Annotated in this window: 14 protein-coding genes and 1 pseudogene; 11 read left to right on the top strand and 4 right to left on the bottom strand. The window is 43.6% G+C overall.

The window, feature by feature from the left end; genetic code table 11:
* The first annotated feature begins 2 nt into the window (after nt 1-2).
* The 3 genes from traG (at nt 3) to L3V35_RS24710 (ending at nt 4,075) form a co-directional block, all read left to right on the top strand.
* Nucleotides 3-2,810: a conjugal transfer mating-pair stabilization protein TraG gene (gene traG, locus L3V35_RS24700; RefSeq protein ID WP_237300799.1), complete on the top strand. Its 2,808-nt coding sequence runs from the start codon at nt 3-5 to the stop codon at nt 2,808-2,810.
* 83 nt (nt 2,811-2,893) lie between these two features.
* Entirely contained in the window at nt 2,894-3,430 is a 537-nt protein-coding gene (locus tag L3V35_RS24705) for a hypothetical protein (protein WP_048666366.1), read from the top strand.
* 375 nt (nt 3,431-3,805) lie between these two features.
* Nucleotides 3,806-4,075: a hypothetical protein gene (locus tag L3V35_RS24710; RefSeq protein WP_048657863.1), complete on the top strand. Its 270-nt coding sequence runs from the start codon at nt 3,806-3,808 to the stop codon at nt 4,073-4,075.
* 161 nt (nt 4,076-4,236) lie between these two features.
* Here L3V35_RS24710 and L3V35_RS24715 read toward each other — a convergent pair.
* Nucleotides 4,237-4,546: pseudogene (locus L3V35_RS24715) on the bottom strand (regulator).
* A gap of 240 nt (nt 4,547-4,786) precedes the next feature.
* On the opposite strand from L3V35_RS24715, the gene L3V35_RS24720 reads away from it, so the two are divergent.
* From L3V35_RS24720 to L3V35_RS24735, 4 genes are all read left to right on the top strand, one after another.
* Complete coding sequence (locus L3V35_RS24720; RefSeq protein ID WP_048657862.1) at nt 4,787-5,272, top strand: GrpB family protein; 486 nt, start codon at nt 4,787-4,789, stop codon at nt 5,270-5,272.
* A gap of 409 nt (nt 5,273-5,681) precedes the next feature.
* Complete coding sequence (locus L3V35_RS24725; RefSeq protein ID WP_048657861.1) at nt 5,682-6,236, top strand: hypothetical protein; 555 nt, start codon at nt 5,682-5,684, stop codon at nt 6,234-6,236.
* Between the two features lie 56 nt (nt 6,237-6,292).
* The gene (locus L3V35_RS24730; protein WP_155407271.1) at nt 6,293-6,457 is read left to right on the top strand and encodes a hypothetical protein; all 165 of its coding nucleotides are present in this window, start codon (nt 6,293-6,295) and stop codon (nt 6,455-6,457) included.
* Nucleotides 6,458-6,720: 263 nt separating this feature from the next.
* Nucleotides 6,721-7,128, top strand: a complete 408-nt coding sequence (locus tag L3V35_RS24735) for a hypothetical protein (protein WP_132785188.1) — start codon at nt 6,721-6,723, stop codon at nt 7,126-7,128.
* Nucleotides 7,129-7,449: 321 nt separating this feature from the next.
* Here L3V35_RS24735 and L3V35_RS24740 read toward each other — a convergent pair whose 3' ends face one another.
* Nucleotides 7,450-7,956: an AAA family ATPase gene (locus tag L3V35_RS24740; RefSeq protein ID WP_048657859.1), complete on the bottom strand. Its 507-nt coding sequence runs from the start codon at nt 7,954-7,956 to the stop codon at nt 7,450-7,452.
* Between the two features lie 663 nt (nt 7,957-8,619).
* Between L3V35_RS24740 and L3V35_RS24745 the strand changes: the two genes are divergently transcribed.
* Together L3V35_RS24745 and L3V35_RS24750 are read left to right on the top strand one after the other, a co-directional pair.
* Complete coding sequence (locus L3V35_RS24745; RefSeq protein WP_102282377.1) at nt 8,620-8,895, top strand: helix-turn-helix transcriptional regulator; 276 nt, start codon at nt 8,620-8,622, stop codon at nt 8,893-8,895.
* Nucleotides 8,888-10,123, top strand: a complete 1,236-nt coding sequence (locus L3V35_RS24750) for a type II toxin-antitoxin system HipA family toxin (protein ID WP_048657858.1) — start codon at nt 8,888-8,890, stop codon at nt 10,121-10,123. Before L3V35_RS24745 ends, L3V35_RS24750 begins: the two co-directional genes overlap by 8 nt.
* Before the next feature lie 174 nt (nt 10,124-10,297).
* On the opposite strand, the gene L3V35_RS24755 is transcribed toward L3V35_RS24750, so the two are convergent.
* The gene (locus L3V35_RS24755; protein WP_237300800.1) at nt 10,298-10,885 is read right to left on the bottom strand and encodes a hypothetical protein; all 588 of its coding nucleotides are present in this window, start codon (nt 10,883-10,885) and stop codon (nt 10,298-10,300) included.
* Between the two features lie 314 nt (nt 10,886-11,199).
* Nucleotides 11,200-11,472, bottom strand: coding sequence for a helix-turn-helix domain-containing protein (locus L3V35_RS24760; protein WP_048657775.1), 273 nt, complete (start codon nt 11,470-11,472; stop codon nt 11,200-11,202).
* A 481-nt stretch (nt 11,473-11,953) separates the two neighbouring features.
* On the opposite strand from L3V35_RS24760, the gene traD reads away from it, so the two are divergent.
* Both traD and L3V35_RS24770 read left to right on the top strand, forming a co-directional pair.
* The gene (gene traD, locus L3V35_RS24765) at nt 11,954-14,059 is read left to right on the top strand and encodes a type IV conjugative transfer system coupling protein TraD (RefSeq protein WP_237300801.1); all 2,106 of its coding nucleotides are present in this window, start codon (nt 11,954-11,956) and stop codon (nt 14,057-14,059) included.
* A gap of 617 nt (nt 14,060-14,676) precedes the next feature.
* The gene (locus tag L3V35_RS24770; protein ID WP_171350111.1) at nt 14,677-16,200 is read left to right on the top strand and encodes a hypothetical protein; all 1,524 of its coding nucleotides are present in this window, start codon (nt 14,677-14,679) and stop codon (nt 16,198-16,200) included.
* Nucleotides 16,201-16,247 lie beyond the last annotated feature (47 nt).

Here is a 16,247-nt window from a genome sequence, read left to right on the forward strand (position 1 = left end):
CTATGATACTCGAATATTACACTTACACTTCCGGCGAAGTGGTCAACAAAGCCTTTAATGCGCTGGCCACTTTTTTTAGAACCAATACCTTTGGGGATTACTTACAGATGTGCATGATGCTGGGGCTTGTTACCAGTTTGTTTATCTTCATGCTGTCACGGAATCCCAAAGACCTCATCAAATGGATGGTGGTGTTCTTTGCTGTGCCCCTGTTTCTAATCAATATGAAAGCCGACATGCTTATCATCGATAAGACGCAACCGGGTAAGGCTTACAAGGTGGATAATGTCCCTTACCTCGTGGCCGTGCCTACTTACTTTTTCTCTTCTATCATGGTGGGGATGGCCGAAGGCGTGGAAGGCATTTTCACCACCTCTGACGATGAGCGTTATGGTCGGACTGGGATGCTGTTTGGCTCTGAGCTTTATCAGCTCTCAAGACAATCCAGAATCAATGAGTTGGCGCTACAAAAGCTCTGGCGAGACTACTTTCATAACTGCATGATTGGGGATGTGAGAATCAACGGGAAATACACCTGGGATGAACTCTTTGCCGCGCCTGATATTTTTGCCTTTCTAGACGGCGTTAGGCAAAGCCCACTGCGCGCCCTTTTTCTTGATGAAGGGGGCGGTCAAAGCACCTACAAGCGGTGCGAAGAAGCCTACCCTATCATCAAGCAGCGCTTTAATGATGCCGCAGATAAAAACATGAGTTTGTTAGCGCATCAATTGCTCGGCAAAGACGCGGACCGTTATAAACCCCAAGTGGTGCAATCGTTGCAGCGCAGCTACAACAAATTTTTTGCCATCAGTACCAGCGCGTCCAACACCATCAAACAAAATATGTTGATGAACGAGCTGCGCTATAACCTTGATAGCCTAGACCCAACGCAAGCCGCGCTCAATTACGCCTATACCACCAACAAACTGCAAACCACCTCGATGTGGGCGTCATTGGGCTTAATGGCGAGAGAATACTTGCCGATGCTCCATACGATGATGTTTATGTTGTTCGCGTGTTTGGGCTTCTTTGTTGCCGGGGCGGCAGTCATTCCTGGCTTAACCATGATGGTGCTCAAAAACTATTTTGGCACGTTTGCCTTTTTGGCCACTTGGCCAGCCTTGTTTGCCATCATCAACGGCTTTCAGCTTTGGGGGCTGGAGTCTCTGTCTACGGATGTCTCGGGGAAGTTCGGAGGGCTGGTGCTCTCCAACGCGAATACCGCGGATGAGCTTCACAGTCGCTTCGCCTGGATGACCGGTATCTTGATGGTAGCCGTCCCTATGATAGCCAAAGGGATTTTAAAAGGCGGTCAAGAAGTCCTGTCGAGCATGAACTATCAGCTATCGAGCATGATTAACTCGACCAATGCTAGAGCCAGTGCTGCGGCTTCCACGGGTAATCTGGATTTTGGCAGTATGCAGATTGACAACCACAGCATGAACAACACGCATGCCAATAAGTTTGATACAAATACCCTAACCAACCAGGGCCACACCTACACCCAAAACCCAGACGGCTCGGTGACCACACAACACGGAGATGGGCGCACCACCTACGACAGCTCACAAACCACCAGTCGCGGCAACATCAGCGCCAACACGCAAAGCATGCTGCAAGAGAGTGTGGCGAATGCCCGTAGTCACACAGCGCAAAACCTAGAGCAAAATAGCACCCAACTGGGTCAAACTATCCAAGGAGGCGCCGCGCTGAGCGACCGCTGGCATGACAGTGTGAGTAAAAACCTGGCTTACGGTGAAGGCAGCACCAGTGGCTTTAACACTCAAGTCAGTCAAGGCATGAATGACATGCAAACGGCAGTGAACAGCGTAAGTCAACAAACGGGTTGGACGAAAGACCAATCACAAGCTTACCTGCAAAGTGTCTATGGCGGCTTCGAGGGCGGCGTAGGCACAGGCAAAGGGGCATCGCCATTCAATTTAGGCGCCAGTGGCGGTGTGAAATGGTCTGATGATGAACGTACGGCTTACAGCAAGATGAATACCGAGCAAAAGCAGCAGCTTGAGCAAGCCACGAAACAATACACCGAAGGGGCCAATGCCGTGACCAGTGCCGGTACGCAGGTGGATAATAAAGACACCCGAACTTCGGTTGAGCAGTTTGCGCATGATTTTGCGATTAACGCCAGCAACACCAAGTCTCTTGGTGCTAGCGTGATGCAAAGCCAATCGGACTTGAACGCCCTATCGAATACTCAAACGCGCCTAGACTCTGGCAGTGCCAGCTTTACGGCCAACGCGATTCAAGGCTTCCAGAATTACCTAGAAAAACAGTTAGAACAACCAGACGTCCAACGCCTAATGACCGCCCATCAACCGGAAGATATTGCCGATGCTAAAAAGTCTTGGCAAGAATTCACTCGCACTGAAGCGTTCGCCACCATGGCGGGGCTCGATGGTGATGCGGCAAAAATTGTGGGCAAAATGAACCAAGCGCACCAAGCCACCACACCGACAGGGCCACTTACCCTCTCACCGGAGCAAAACAACACGATGGAGAAAGAATGGGGGAGTACCGTCGATACCGTGGCTGCTACCCGCACGGCTATGCTGCACAACAATGAAACGGGCGGACTGTTTAATCAAGAGCGCTTTGATGGTGTCACCGATGAAGTGAGGTATCAACAAGAGGAGGCGCAGAAACCCATCAGCAAACCTGAGCCGATGATTAAACTGACCATCGCGTCGCAAGTCGAAGAGGAGGTCACTCCACCCGAAAGGACGGAATACGTCACCTCCGACCAAGCCTATCCATCAGCGCCAAGATACACAAAAAAACCGAAAGCATAATATTGATCTCGATTCATAAAATAGAACTTTATGCACCACCTAGGTGCTGGTATTATGAACAGGGTTCTAAAGGGAGAGTGACCATGAAAACTGTCTTACCATTACTGCTACTTACCTGTGCGAGCGTGCAAGCTCAACCCCGCTCTCCTGAGCTCACTCAACTGCTGAGCGAGATACACGAGCAGTACGAGCTCGCGGTAATAAATAAAAGACCATATTCCCAAGACCTGCCAGACATCACCAAACTGCCCTACTTCTTGCAGCACATTGATGAAACAGACACTGTGGGATCCATACGCTTAAACGCCTACCTACAAGGTTTGCAATCCGCGTATTTTTATAGTGCTTACCGCCAGCAAAAATTAGGGGGCAATAACTGGTTTTGTATGCGCGATACGATGGCGCTCGATCCAAAGCGTCACCCTGAGTTCCTTGAAGAAATGATTTGGACGGTGCTTGAGAAGACAGCCAAAAACGATCCAAGAAAGTTTAGAAGAGATAATTACGCCGGCTCCTTCAGCGCGACTCTTGATTACATTATTGGATATGGATTACAAACCGAATACCCTTGCTACAGCCCTATTCCTAAATCGTTACAATTTAACGGTTGGAAATATTAATCTCGGCACAGCTATTTCTAGAACGAAGTGGCCCATTGTTAGTTTCTTCGAACAAATTTGTCTTTTTCAATCAGTCGCAATTTACCCAGATATTGCTCATAGGACGGAAGTGTTTTTTTAGAAACAATTAAAGCGTTACGACCTTTAAACATCCGAGGAGATAGGACATTCTCGCCTGAAACCTATCGAAAAACACTAAAAATATCTGTTAGTTAAATCATCATCTAACCTGTCGTTTTAAATCTAATGGACCGTTGAATTGAGCAGCCTTCGGCTTGTATTTAGAAGTTATTCGCAAAAGCGAATCGATGGAGAAGTTTTTTCGGGGCATATGAGTAGAGTTCATAGCAATCTGGACGAAAGAGAAGGCTGGTAATGAAACATAAACTGTTTAGCGTAACCGATTGGTCTAAATATCAAATCATAAAGGCAATGGACGCAAATTCAGCTGTACAAAGAGCACATTCAAGAAAAAACTATACGTTGATTCCTTCAAATGAACTTACAGAGTATACCGTAACCAATGTGATGTGCTGCGAATATAGTGGAGCTCTCAAGCATCGCTTGGATGCCTGCATAACTGATATAGATAGAATTTTATTGATGGATATGTCACCAGAAACCCAGCATTATCAGATAAGCTAACTACTCTTGAACTTGAACAATAAGACTAACAGTTTCATATTCTTTTGGGTTGGGTAGTTTGATATATGCTTCTTCGCAAGCCTCTCGACTTGGTTCATTCGGGTTTTTGTCTTAACTGAACCATCGTAATCAATTGAAACAACAAAACGACAGTTTTTAGTCTAGCCATTTTTATGGATTAAAAGTGTCTCACCCAGACGATTAAAAGCTTCGACTATCGCTCTCGCAAGTTTGAGCAAATGTGTTGACGTTATTATTTCTAATTCAGACTGAATCCCTAAAAGAGCTATTCCTTCCAAAATTTGTTGCCATCCGTATTAATCCTTTACACTCAGGCGGAATGGGATTTCCCTCATCTCAACCAGCGACAGCTCTCACAGATTTAAAACACAGTTCAGAGACCTCTTCCTTTGTCATTTGGCCTTCTAATTCTCGAAAAATGGAATTCTTACTCATTTCGCGATACTTCACGATAAAAACCTATATAAGCAAGAGGTTGTATAGTGTTAGTCTGCTTTAATGGCACCGTGTCCAGCCTTTGAACTGATATAAAAATGGACTTGGTGAACTGGCCTGTAACAAGACGCTAAGAAGAAGAATTAGCAACACGTGACATGTTTACTGTGCGCTGCGTTAAGTATTTACGGTAGTACACGAGAGCCTTAGCATTGCGCGCCACACCTTAAAAAACTACGCCTTTTGGGAGAAAATATGAAGTTTTACAAAGCAGATGAATATCAAGCATCTTGTGAAGCTCTATATCGTAAGTACGAACTTGAGATAGCTGCTTTGATTTCAGACGCAGTGATTGAGCATGTTGGAGCTTCTTCTATACCTAATGCTGTATCGAAAGGTGACTTAGATATACTCGTCGGTGTTAACGGAAGCAAATTAGAGAAAGCAGTAAAGCTGCTTTCTACCTTAGGCTTCAACGAAAAATCCAATACGTTAAGAACTCCAGAGCTTTGCATGCTGGAAAGTAATTCAGGTGAGGACGTAGCTTTCCAGGTTGTGGCGAATGGTTCGGAGTTTGACAGCTTTGTGGGGTTTAGAGACAAACTCCGCGAAAATTCTGATTTAGTTCAACAGTACAATGAACTGAAAATGTCTTGCACAGGTTGGTCTCCTCATGAATACCGCCGAAAAAAGGCAACTTTTATAGAGCGCGTGTTAGGACAAGCCTCGCATCAAATATGAAGTGCAACAGTTTCTACAAATGGGCTTCACTATCAAAACTGGACATCGAGTTAGGTGAATTTACATACTTTTAGTTATTCAGTGACTAATTTAGAGCATCCGCTAACAATTTTTTGCCCCAAAAACACTTAGATCAAATACTCTACACAATTAAGAGGGCGTGCGTTTATCCTACTAAAACTTATTCGATTGAGCTGATAACTCATCATTCCTGTTATTAGGCGACATCTTGTAATCTAACTTCCCTTTATGTGGCACAACGTATTGATTGTCAGTTGAGTTAATATAAAGATGAATGCATAACCAAAGGATAAAACACAACAATTTTTCGTCTAATAAGCGTTATATGCCAGTGCCTCAAAAAACGTGATATTATCTATCTCAATTAATGATTGATAGACATAAATGCATGAATAACCAAGCCATTGCTAATAAATATCAACAACTTAGACGTGCTGTGTTGGCTCAAGCTCAAAATGAGTTTGAGCAATTCGAGGCTGATTTTATTGGTCATATTGATTTAACTGAAATCACGGAAGATGCTATCCGTTCTCAAGACGAATGGGATATACCGGTAAATCGTCAGATAGGATGGGATTGGCGACAGGTACGAGACCAATATCGTAGAGATCATATGGCTAGGGTGGAGCTTGCTGTTTGGCACGGTGAAGAGCTCTGCGGTCTCATGATCGGAAAAGCCAGCGAAGGGAAATTGGTTGTTAAGATCAATTATATTCAGGGTGGTGAAGTTGAAAACCCTTTGAAAGGGTATATCGTTCCTATTGCTTCACGCTGTGCCGAGCTGTTTGCTGTTGCTATTGAGGCTGATTGGATTGGTATCCAAGATCCAATTGATGACGATGACTTATTAAACTACTATCGTGAGTTGGGTTTCGATGAAAGTGATCCATTTGACCCTAGGAATAATGCATTGTTTAAACGTGTTGTAGTAGATGAAGATTAAGCCGCTTTCCAACTTAGTGATGATCGGTTATAGTTAAGGAAACTAAGGGGGCTATTATGTTGACTGTAGCAGCAAACAAAACAAATGATGTGAACGTAGATAAAGCTATCAAGCGTATGCAAGCTCACGCTTCTAAAAGTAAATCATCGTTTGGTAAAGCTTTGAAGGTAAAGGCTCCTAAATCTGCTTATGGACGTCTCGCCGGACCTGCCAAAGCATAGATAAATTCAGATATTAAGCATCGCAATAGCGGTGCTTTTTTTATGCCTGAAAATGGCATACAAGCGTTTAAGACGGATTCCCAACGCTTGGCATTTTCGGTTTGATTCAGCTTTAGTGTTTACGGCACAATATTTTAGGTTAGGTGGTAGCGTTGCTCACCACTTAACGCGGCTACAATTCAGTAAGGTTCAATATGCAGAATGTGGATTATCATTTAAAGTTTTATAGGAAGTTCTTCTATTCAAAACGATTTTTGAGCTATATGACTTGGATTCATTCTGGGTGTTTTGCTGCTAGTTTTGCCTTTTTCTTGGCTCTTTTTAGTGTTGGGAAACCAGAAAATTTTTCGAGTTTTCTTGATGTATCAGGCTTTATGTTTGCCATCTCGTTAGTGGCGAATATGATTGCTACTTTAGTATGTATATGTGGTCAAAGAATACCTAGAGTAACAGCAAAACTGGTTAAATCTGGTTTGTTTCTAATGTTACCGTTACTTGGTGTTACTTCAATGACAGTTGGAGTATTGACCATGATCTGTCACTTTTCAGTCTCATATGCAGTTCTACCAAGTGTATTAATAATTCTCAGTGTAAAAGGCTTACTCAAATCTATCTCAGTGCTATCGTTAAACCAGAATGAGTTTGATGAAGTGTACAGTCGTCAAGAATAATTATAACAAGAGACTATGGCGTCAAGATACTTTTTCTAATCTTAGTACATTACGTTAGAGTCTTTGTTCTAACGTGCTTTTGTCCAAGGACGTGCTGGTGCTGATCTCTGCAAACTGATCTCTGCAAACACGGCTTTGCCCCCAAAACGTGCCAGCTCGATTTAGGGCCGATAAATTTCGTCCCTGATTTATCGGCACTGCCCGAGCGAACGGAAGTAAAGATTCGGTGAGCGATTTCTCCCATTTTCGGTCAAAAATGGCATACCGCTCTAAAATCATCGCTTGTATTGTTATGCAGTCATGCAAAGAAACCGAAACTGTTTACACACAGAGTTTTTCTACTAGCTCAGCAAAAGACGCATCGATAGTATGACCCGCTGTGTCAATCTTGATGACATCTGTTTTCCACTTGTCGTAGTGGCGATTCTGTACCTGTTGCCAATTTGGTAGATTTAGGTTCTCAATTTCATTATCTCGTGTCTTAACTCTGTGCTCGTGCTCAGTGAGATCTGAGCACACAACCTCGATATTAACGAAATTAGCCCCTGTACTTTTTGCAACATCTTGCCATTCGTGTCGTGTTAGCTCTATTGGATTACAAGAGTCTGAAATAGAGCTAATCCCGAGAGCCAAATTATCTCTAATTATTCGGTAACTTAATCTGTACCCCTCCCCTTCAACTTTGAAACTACATAGATCTCTAAGCCCCTGCTCGAAGGTGTCGATACGCACATACATTGCGCCTGTACGGCTAGCAAGTAACTTAGCCAGTGTAGATTTTCCTGAAGCTGGAAGACCTGAAAATATGTACAAAGTAGGAGTGCTCATTTCGCCTCTTTTCCTTCTGTTTCTTTACGCAATTAGTGAACACAAGCCCGTATTTAACAGTACTGATGAACAGTATGGCAGAGTTACCTACAAACTCTACCAGATATCACCTAATGCATGGAGTTGAATAATCTGATGAAAATTCTGAATAGGTTGAATCCAAGACTATCGGTCTAGGATGAAAGCTTTTGTCCATTTTCTATCACGAACGGCATCATTTGAAGTGGTGTCGTTCTGCTACTTGGGAGATGGTAAACTCTTTGATGGGTAGGTTTCGTCCTAAGCTTCAAACTCAGATCTGCCCCAAACTGCGTTGGAGTAGAAGCTCTACTATTATTGATAACCTGTCTTTTCTCATATCTAATCTAATGCCATCACAGCTAGTTGATCGACCTGAATGTAAAGCAAGGTATGCTCTTGTGAAACAGCTAATGGGTGCATAAAGCCTTGTTTTTTAATCTGCTATAATGGTAGCAAATAATGCCAAAAAAAACCTTAATTTGTCACTATAGTAGCAATGGAGACCCGTCACAGTGATGGAATTTTTTGTCATTCGTGTTAATGAAGTAATGATTGTCATTACTCTATATTTGCTACAATAATAGCAATTAGACTATGATTGGCGTTATAATTGATACCATAATAGCAACTTACGAGGCATGTATGTTATCTCTTTATACCGCTTATGATTTGCAGATGGAACTCAAAGAGTTTATCAAGTCTGCTCGGAAAAAAGATAAACTCAGTGTTCAGAAGATGGCCGATCTCTCTGGCGTACCTTACGCGACGATCCGAAAGTTTGAGTCATCTGGCAACATCTCATTGCGTCAGTTCCTCATGCTTTATGAGACAGTCGGTGACTTGAAAAAAGTGAAAGAGCTAACAAAGTCGTCTGAGCCTGAATTTAAATCAATAGAGGATGTGCTTCGACATGCTTAAATCAGCCCTAACCGTAAAACGAACGCTTAGCACAGGTGAAAAGGTATTTGTCGGCAAGCTAGTTGAAAATAGTAAGCAAAGCTTCTTTCAATTTGATGAGGCTTATTTAGGCGCTCACTCAACCTCTCTGGCTCCGTTCAATTTAAAGGCTGATACGAGCCTACAAGTTGCGCCTAGAGGGCCGCATTACGGCATTCATGGGGTATTTGGAGATAGTCTCCCTGATGGTTGGGGCCTTTATCTCATGGATCGTGTATTTAGACAGAACGATCATAACCCAAAGGAAGTTACCGCCCTAGAGCGTTTGGCTTATCTGGGTGACAGATGCATGGGGGCGTTGAGCTATGAGCCTGAATTAGATTTACTTGATGAGTCCAAGGAGTCGATTGATATCATTACCCTTGGCCGAGCTGCGATTGAAGAGTTTGAAGGCACCGAGTCTGCTTTGCTTGAGCACTTGATGAATACTGGTGGTTCGGGTGGTGCTAGGCCAAAAATGAACGTGACACGTTTATTGAATGGGCAATATTCAACATTAGATGACGCACTAGGAACAAAGCTTATCGTAAAACTGACATCTGAAAAGTTTGACTTGAAGCACTCTGAATCATTAGTCGAATATTGCTACATGCAGATGGCCCGTAATGTCGGCATTGAGGTTCCTGACTTTGATTTAATTGATGCAGGTAATGGACGATTTTGGCTAGAGCAGGAACGATTTGATTGCACCGAGCAAGGCGGTCGAATCCATATGATTTCTGCGTGTGGGTTGTTAGATGCACCGTTTCGAGAGCCTTCTTTGGACTATGTGGATTTAGTTAAAGCTACGCGCATCATGTGTAGTGTCACTGAGTCTCAGAAGCTCATTAAGCGCTGCATGTTTAATTACCTAACTGTTAACCAAGATGATCACAGTAAGAACTTCAGTTTCCTTGCCAGTGACGCCGATAACTGGACGCTATCGCCTTTCTACGACATTGTTTACAACCCTAACCCTTACAAAGAGCATATGACGGCATTTGGTGGTAATGGCCGAACGCCAAAGAACGCACTAGACCAGTTAGCTGCTCAGTCGGGGTTGTCATCAAAGAAAGCGATTATGGTTATGGCTGAGGAAATATTTGAAACAACACGCTCGTTTAGTCTTGAGGCCAAACACCTGGGCTTGTCCCCTAATCTAATCAAGGAGATTGATAAGGATATGGTAGAAAAATTTAAGGCGCTGTAAGTGTAGGATGAATCAAATTCGCCATGACTTTGTAGATGATTTGAGGGTTTTACAGTGGCTGAGGTTATTCGAGTTAATCTGTAATATAAAGTTCGTAACAAGGTTTTGTCCAAAGATTAGTTTCAGTTATATCTGTCATGTTAATGCATACGGCAATCGTTTACGCCTCGTTATTCATTCGTAACTTGCCATCTTTCTTGTTGTGTCTGTGAAGTTGTCTGATACTTCGATACGTTTCATTGCGATGTTCATGGTGGGTTCGATTTTTTTAAGACGTGCTATATCACTGGCTATTCGTTTGCAGCCTAAAAACAAGATGCCATCGAGTGGTGTTATGACATCTCCAGCCTTGAGGCAACCAACGAGGGAGGTGGCAGAGAGTGGTGTTTTTGTCCCAGCAACGTAGCGGGTTGCCACAAACTCATTCGTATAGTGGATTTCTCTTGGTAACATTTGTTCGCTTTTAGCGTAAATCATTCCGCTTTGTTTACCATTAATAACTCGATGCTCTTTATACACTCGTGTTTCCTCGCCTATGGTGGCCATAGCTTGTGGTGCGCGGGTGATGAATAAGCGAAAAGGTAGATCTTCACTTGTGATGTAATCGACAAGGTTAAACGCTAATCTTGCTCTCGCGATCTCTCCGAGTGGTTTGTCACGACAGATTTGTAGAACCTGATCCCATTGGCTGGTCAGTCGAGTGCTTTCTTTATCGCTTCTAACTTTAACCTTTTGAATATCGTAGTGAATTATCTTTTCCATGGTTGATTTGGCCTTCCGTTTTGCTTGCTTCGTTAAATTCCAACCTAACATTATGTTTTTATAACAAATTATAAGCAGTTATCCACAAAGTTTGGACGTGACCTGTCTAAAACCTTCGTAGGTTGAGTTTATGCTCCTGGTACTAAATAGCTTGAAATCACCTAAAAATGCCGATAATTGTTTTCAAATTGAAGTAAAAAGCGCCAGTGATTCTTGAAGCAAGAATTAGAGCAACTGCCATTGATTTCTTGAGAGGTAATGGGGGTTGGTTAATCTATGCACCCTCGTCAGGGTACCAATAGGCTGATACATACTTATAAGCTCTCATCCGATCCAAATTCACGAGTTGTGATCTGATTTAACTTTTTGGTGAAATTACCTCTGTTAATCCCTAAAACCCTAGCAGCCTTAGACTGATTACCGCGCGTATGAGTTATCAACTCAGTAAACAATATTTCAAACACAGCAGGAGTCACCCAAGACATATCAGGGCTAACTGATTGCTTATCAAACCATGTCGGTTCCAGTTCTGCTCGGATAAGTTTTTTTAAATGGTCTTTGTTGATTGGAGTTAGTTGGTCATTCATTGAAGTTGAAGGTCATAAAGAACTTTATCATTCTAACAAATTTACCATGAAATCGCCTTGAAATCAGCCGGCGAGGGAAATTACGAATACGATGGATCACTGCCCAGCGCAATAAGCAACGAGGACATTTTTAATCATAGGCTCAAAGCCATTCGTTTCCAAAAACACTCGACCAATCACTGTCCGGTGATGCCCATCCTCAACATAAAGCTCACCATCTCTATTACACAGAGAGCAATTTCGCTTTTCTTCTGAAAAATAGTAATCAGGATTGCTTTGAAGGTTTCGAGCACAACACTGACCACGTTCGAGACCGTGACGATTATCAGCGCAAGGAAATAAAACCACCCAAGTTTTGCCAACATCTCGGGGCTCTACACAGCAATACCATTAGCCAACAACCGTTCAATTGTTGGCCAGCTTATCTGCATACGCAGGTAATTATCTAAAAAGTACTCCATTTCACTCTCAAGGAACCACGATGCCTAGACCTAAACGCGCGTCCGGCAACCACTTTACCCGTGGCGGACAAATTACTTTTCACTCCATTCGGATGTTCTTTCAAGTCAACAATACCTTAGTCTACGCCGCCATTTGGTCGGTGATAGCGCTCACTGGCGTTCTTACCTGGCTACGCGCGCCCGATAACGCCTTTTGGTCTGTGTTCTACTATTGGCGCAATCATATCTATGCCAGCCTTGGACACGATCTTAACAGCGAAGTCACGACCTTCTGGAGCGGGAAACGCTACATTGGCACGCTCGCTTCCCAACTGGACAACACCCAACTCATCAATCTCTACGATAACGTGATACGCCAAATACAAATCAACTTTTTGATTGGCATCGGTATTGCTTTCACCATCTTAATGCTCGCCATGACTTTCTTTAAACGACAAGGCGAAAAACAAAGTGAAGATTTTCACGTCCGAGGCTTTCAATACGCAGAGCCCAAAGTGCTCACTAACGATTTAAAAAAACGGGCAAAGAAACTCAAAAAACAGGGCGTAGGAAACGGACGGATTTCTGATTTCAAAGTGGATGGGCAGGCCTTATTTAAACATGAGTTTGAAGTTCAACATATGCTCATCGACGGCACCACAGGGGCAGGTAAATCCGTCATGCTTCGTAAACTATTACGCTGGATACGTAAACGTGGAGATAAAGCCATTATTTATGATAAAGGCTGCACCTTTACCAGTAAGTTATTTGACCCTACCCAAGACACCTTACTCAATCCCTTCGATGAACGCTGCGCCAATTGGGATGTGTGGTGTGATGCGAAAGAAGCCCCTGACTTTGAAAATATAGCCAGCGCACTTATCCCGCAACATGGCGAAGGCGATCCGTTCTGGGTGGATTCCGCTCGGACTATTTTTTCGAGTGCGGCGTATCGCATGAGCCAAGATGACAAGCCCTGCTCGACCGCAAGGCTGCTCAGTCTGATACTCACGTCTGAACTTGAAACCCTGGGTAATTTCCTGCAAGGCACAGAGTCTGCATCCCTGGTCTCGAAAGACATCAAAAAGACGGCCATCTCCATTAAGTCGGTGCTCGCCACCTACATCAAGAGCCTACGATTTTTGGATGGATTGGATGACAAAGACGCGAAAGGAAAGCCCAAACGCAAACCGTTTTCTATCACCGATTGGGTGCAAGACGATAAACAAAAAGGCTTTTTGTTCTTATCCAGTAACGCGCAGCAACACGCCTCTCTGCGTCCTTTGATTTCGACTTGGCTTGCCATTGCTTCTAACGCTATCTTGGGACTCAAAGACGATGAAGATCGCCGTATCTGGGTGATCATGGATGAAATGCCAAGTCTGCATAAACTGCCTGAGCTTGACACCATCATTGCCGAAGTGCGTAAGTTTGGAGGCTGTTATGTGATTGGTCTCCAGTCTTATGCTCAGCTCGTGAAAACCTACGGCAAAAACACCGCGGACGTCATTTTTGACTTACTCAACTCCCGTTTTTACTTTCGTGCCCCCTCCGCGCAAATGGCGCAAATCTCGTCAAAAGATTTAGGTGAGCAAGAGGTGGACGTGTCAATAGAGCACATTTCTTACGGTGCAAATGCGTTGCGTGACGGGGTATCGATTGGTCACCAAACCGTCACCCGCCCGGTTGTCTCTAGCAGTGAAATCCAAGCCATGGATGATTTGCAATGTTACCTTCGCGTACCAGGAAGCAGCTTTATCACTCAACTGGATTTGCACTTTGATAAGATGCGAGATGTGACACCGGCCTTTATTAAACGTCATTACACCCCATCGCCCGCCATGACCAAGGCGTATCAAAAAGCGATTTACTTTGAGTGTGTCGCCCCAGGTATGCTCCTCAACGAAGAAGAGCGTAACGCACTCACAGAAATCCAAGCCAAGCAATTTGAAACGCCGGAAGAGATGAAGCTGGAAACCGACCAAATCCAACAAGCACAACGAAGTGAGACAGTCAAAGCGTTAGCCAGCAAGGAGTCGGAAAAGCTCAAATCAGACAATGACCATCAAGAGCGCGCTCAAAAAGAGCTTGAAGAGTCGGCGATATCTCAAGATATCGAGATGGAAGCGGGCGATATGGTTGAATAGCGCATCAAATAGTCGATAGCCAAACAAGACAAAAATAGGTCATTGCAAACCAAATGTATTAGGTATTTTTATGTTACCGAGTTTGTCTAGATTAATCTTCGAGACCTTGGTCGTCTCACTCTTATTTTTTGCACTTTGTCTTATGCAGATCACCGAGAGTCAATTTCAGTAGACGCAACTTTTCATCGCGTCCACTGGCTTTTTATCACTGTATAGTTTGAAGCGCCTCGTGGTTTTTTTTGTTAAAAAACACCCCAACACTCCTCACTACATTGTACTCACCTCTGCAGGATTCGCTTTACTCCTGAGCATCAGCATGGAGTACTCGTTATTTGGTTTATTGAATTCGATAGGCCTGACTTTCATGTACTTAGCACCCATAGTGTTAAAAAGTGCACTGATTCAATCTTAGTCATGATTAGATATTTAGTTATAGTGCACCATAAGCGCACGTAAGCCCTATCATTGATGAGATTCCTCAAAGGAAAATCGATGAAAAGCGTAACGCCCCATAGAGACTGCACCCTAGAGCCTCATCATCTCGAATAATCACTCAACCACTATTCCAAGCCTTGCCATTGCAAGGCTTTTTTACGTTCATTCATCAAGGATTAACCATGCCAAATAAGACCCTCTTTAATTCTGACCATCTACCGATATTAAAGAAACAATTACACACTATATTCGATCAACTTACCTTCGCTGAAATCATTCAGGGCAACGCCCCCGAAAAAAACACATGGTTATCGATTTGCGCTCAAGCGGTAGGTTATGGTGACTGGGACGACTTAAAAGCGCAAGCAGTCACGCACCACGAGCCAACCCACAACATTCTATTTAACCAAGCATCCATCATTCCTTTCATCCAAAGTGTCAGAGTCAGCTTGGGGGAGCACATCGACAATATTGAAGGCTTTACCCATGTCATACTAAGAAACTTAACTACCGAAGAGTTAAACGCCATGAATGGCAATAAAGAAGAGCTTCCACCACTACCCAAAGCGCCAACGTCCTATACGTTAGAATTAGGACCGAATACGGCCTATGCCCGCGACCTTTTAGATTGGCTGTGGCCAAGAACAAAAAATTACCAAGTAGACCCTATCAACACTCAGTATCTAGCGCACATGAAAGAAAAGCGAATGAGCTTGAGCAAGTCTCAAGCAAAAGAGCGCGCTTTGGATGTTTACCCACACTCTGGCATGCTAATCAGAGACATATTAGAGCAACTGATTTCAGAAAATTACCTAGATCTCAACGATGACCAAAGGTGCGTAACTTTTACTCGCAAAGGTCTTAATTATCTCAACGGAAAAATGACCAACGAATATGACGACCAATGGAAAGAATGGTTTAAGGCATTTGCAGCGCATCTCAAAAAAATCCCATACCGATACATCAAGATAGATTGGACACCCTATATCGATTTATATGCCCGGGGCATGTCACCCATTGAGGCAGCAAAAAGTCTTGAATGGTCAGAATGCTACACTCAAGCACACTCAGAGATCCAATCGGCCATTAAACACCAACTCGACATCCATTTGCCTCAATACCCCAAGGAGCGATACCTTCAATTTACGCCTAGAATATTTCTGACACCTGAGCTGACCAGCAACAAGGTAACAGACATTCATTTTGAGTTTATAGGCCCCGACTGGGCGAAACCAAACGGCAATCTAAAAACAAAGCGCTTTTGGCCAAACAAACGCTACGTGTCTGTGCATTTAGAGACCTCGCCGAAAAGTCGAGGTTGGTATGCCGTCATTCCCGATGAGGTTGATTGTTTTCAAGTAAGCTACAAATGGACAAGCCAGTCCCATTCTTTTGCAAGCGTCACCCACCATATGACTTACCAGTTAGAGCCAAATATAGAGTGTGCTCAAGATTGGCTGTATGGCAATGAGTGCATGAAGCATTCTGATTCTTCGAAACTAGCGATGGCCGCCGATGAATATAGCTTTAACCGCCTGGAATGCCTAACTCATGGCAAGCATTTAACCAATGAAGAAATTGTAGCGTTAGACCGATTTAAAGCGGGCATTACATCCATTCACCTTGATGAAAATGGCGTCATCATTCACGAAGAACGAACGTTAACCGCTAGCAATTCCTTTGCTTGTGTTGGGATCATTTTGTAACCACACCTCTTTTAATTCCACTTCCCCCTTAACCTCCACTCACCGCT

Origin of the sequence: Vibrio sp. L5-1, assembly GCF_021728315.1 — a bacterium.
Lineage (GTDB): Bacteria > Pseudomonadota > Gammaproteobacteria > Enterobacterales > Vibrionaceae > Vibrio > Vibrio splendidus_K.

Excerpts from the sequence above, each read along its gene's own strand:
- traG (WP_237300799.1), top strand. The coding sequence starts at position 3 with ATGATACTCGAATATTACACTTACACTTCCGGCGAAGTGGTCAACAAA.
- L3V35_RS24705 (WP_048666366.1), top strand. The coding sequence starts at position 2,894 with ATGAAAACTGTCTTACCATTACTGCTACTTACCTGTGCGAGCGTGCAA.
- L3V35_RS24710 (WP_048657863.1), top strand. The coding sequence starts at position 3,806 with ATGAAACATAAACTGTTTAGCGTAACCGATTGGTCTAAATATCAAATC.
- L3V35_RS24720 (WP_048657862.1), top strand. The coding sequence starts at position 4,787 with ATGAAGTTTTACAAAGCAGATGAATATCAAGCATCTTGTGAAGCTCTA.
- L3V35_RS24725 (WP_048657861.1), top strand. The coding sequence starts at position 5,682 with ATGAATAACCAAGCCATTGCTAATAAATATCAACAACTTAGACGTGCT.
- L3V35_RS24730 (WP_155407271.1), top strand. The coding sequence starts at position 6,293 with ATGTTGACTGTAGCAGCAAACAAAACAAATGATGTGAACGTAGATAAA.
- L3V35_RS24735 (WP_132785188.1), top strand. The coding sequence starts at position 6,721 with ATGACTTGGATTCATTCTGGGTGTTTTGCTGCTAGTTTTGCCTTTTTC.
- L3V35_RS24740 (WP_048657859.1), bottom strand. The coding sequence starts at position 7,956 with ATGAGCACTCCTACTTTGTACATATTTTCAGGTCTTCCAGCTTCAGGA.
- L3V35_RS24745 (WP_102282377.1), top strand. The coding sequence starts at position 8,620 with ATGTTATCTCTTTATACCGCTTATGATTTGCAGATGGAACTCAAAGAG.
- L3V35_RS24750 (WP_048657858.1), top strand. The coding sequence starts at position 8,888 with ATGCTTAAATCAGCCCTAACCGTAAAACGAACGCTTAGCACAGGTGAA.
- L3V35_RS24755 (WP_237300800.1), bottom strand. The coding sequence starts at position 10,885 with ATGGAAAAGATAATTCACTACGATATTCAAAAGGTTAAAGTTAGAAGC.
- L3V35_RS24760 (WP_048657775.1), bottom strand. The coding sequence starts at position 11,472 with ATGAATGACCAACTAACTCCAATCAACAAAGACCATTTAAAAAAACTT.
- traD (WP_237300801.1), top strand. The coding sequence starts at position 11,954 with ATGCCTAGACCTAAACGCGCGTCCGGCAACCACTTTACCCGTGGCGGA.
- L3V35_RS24770 (WP_171350111.1), top strand. The coding sequence starts at position 14,677 with ATGCCAAATAAGACCCTCTTTAATTCTGACCATCTACCGATATTAAAG.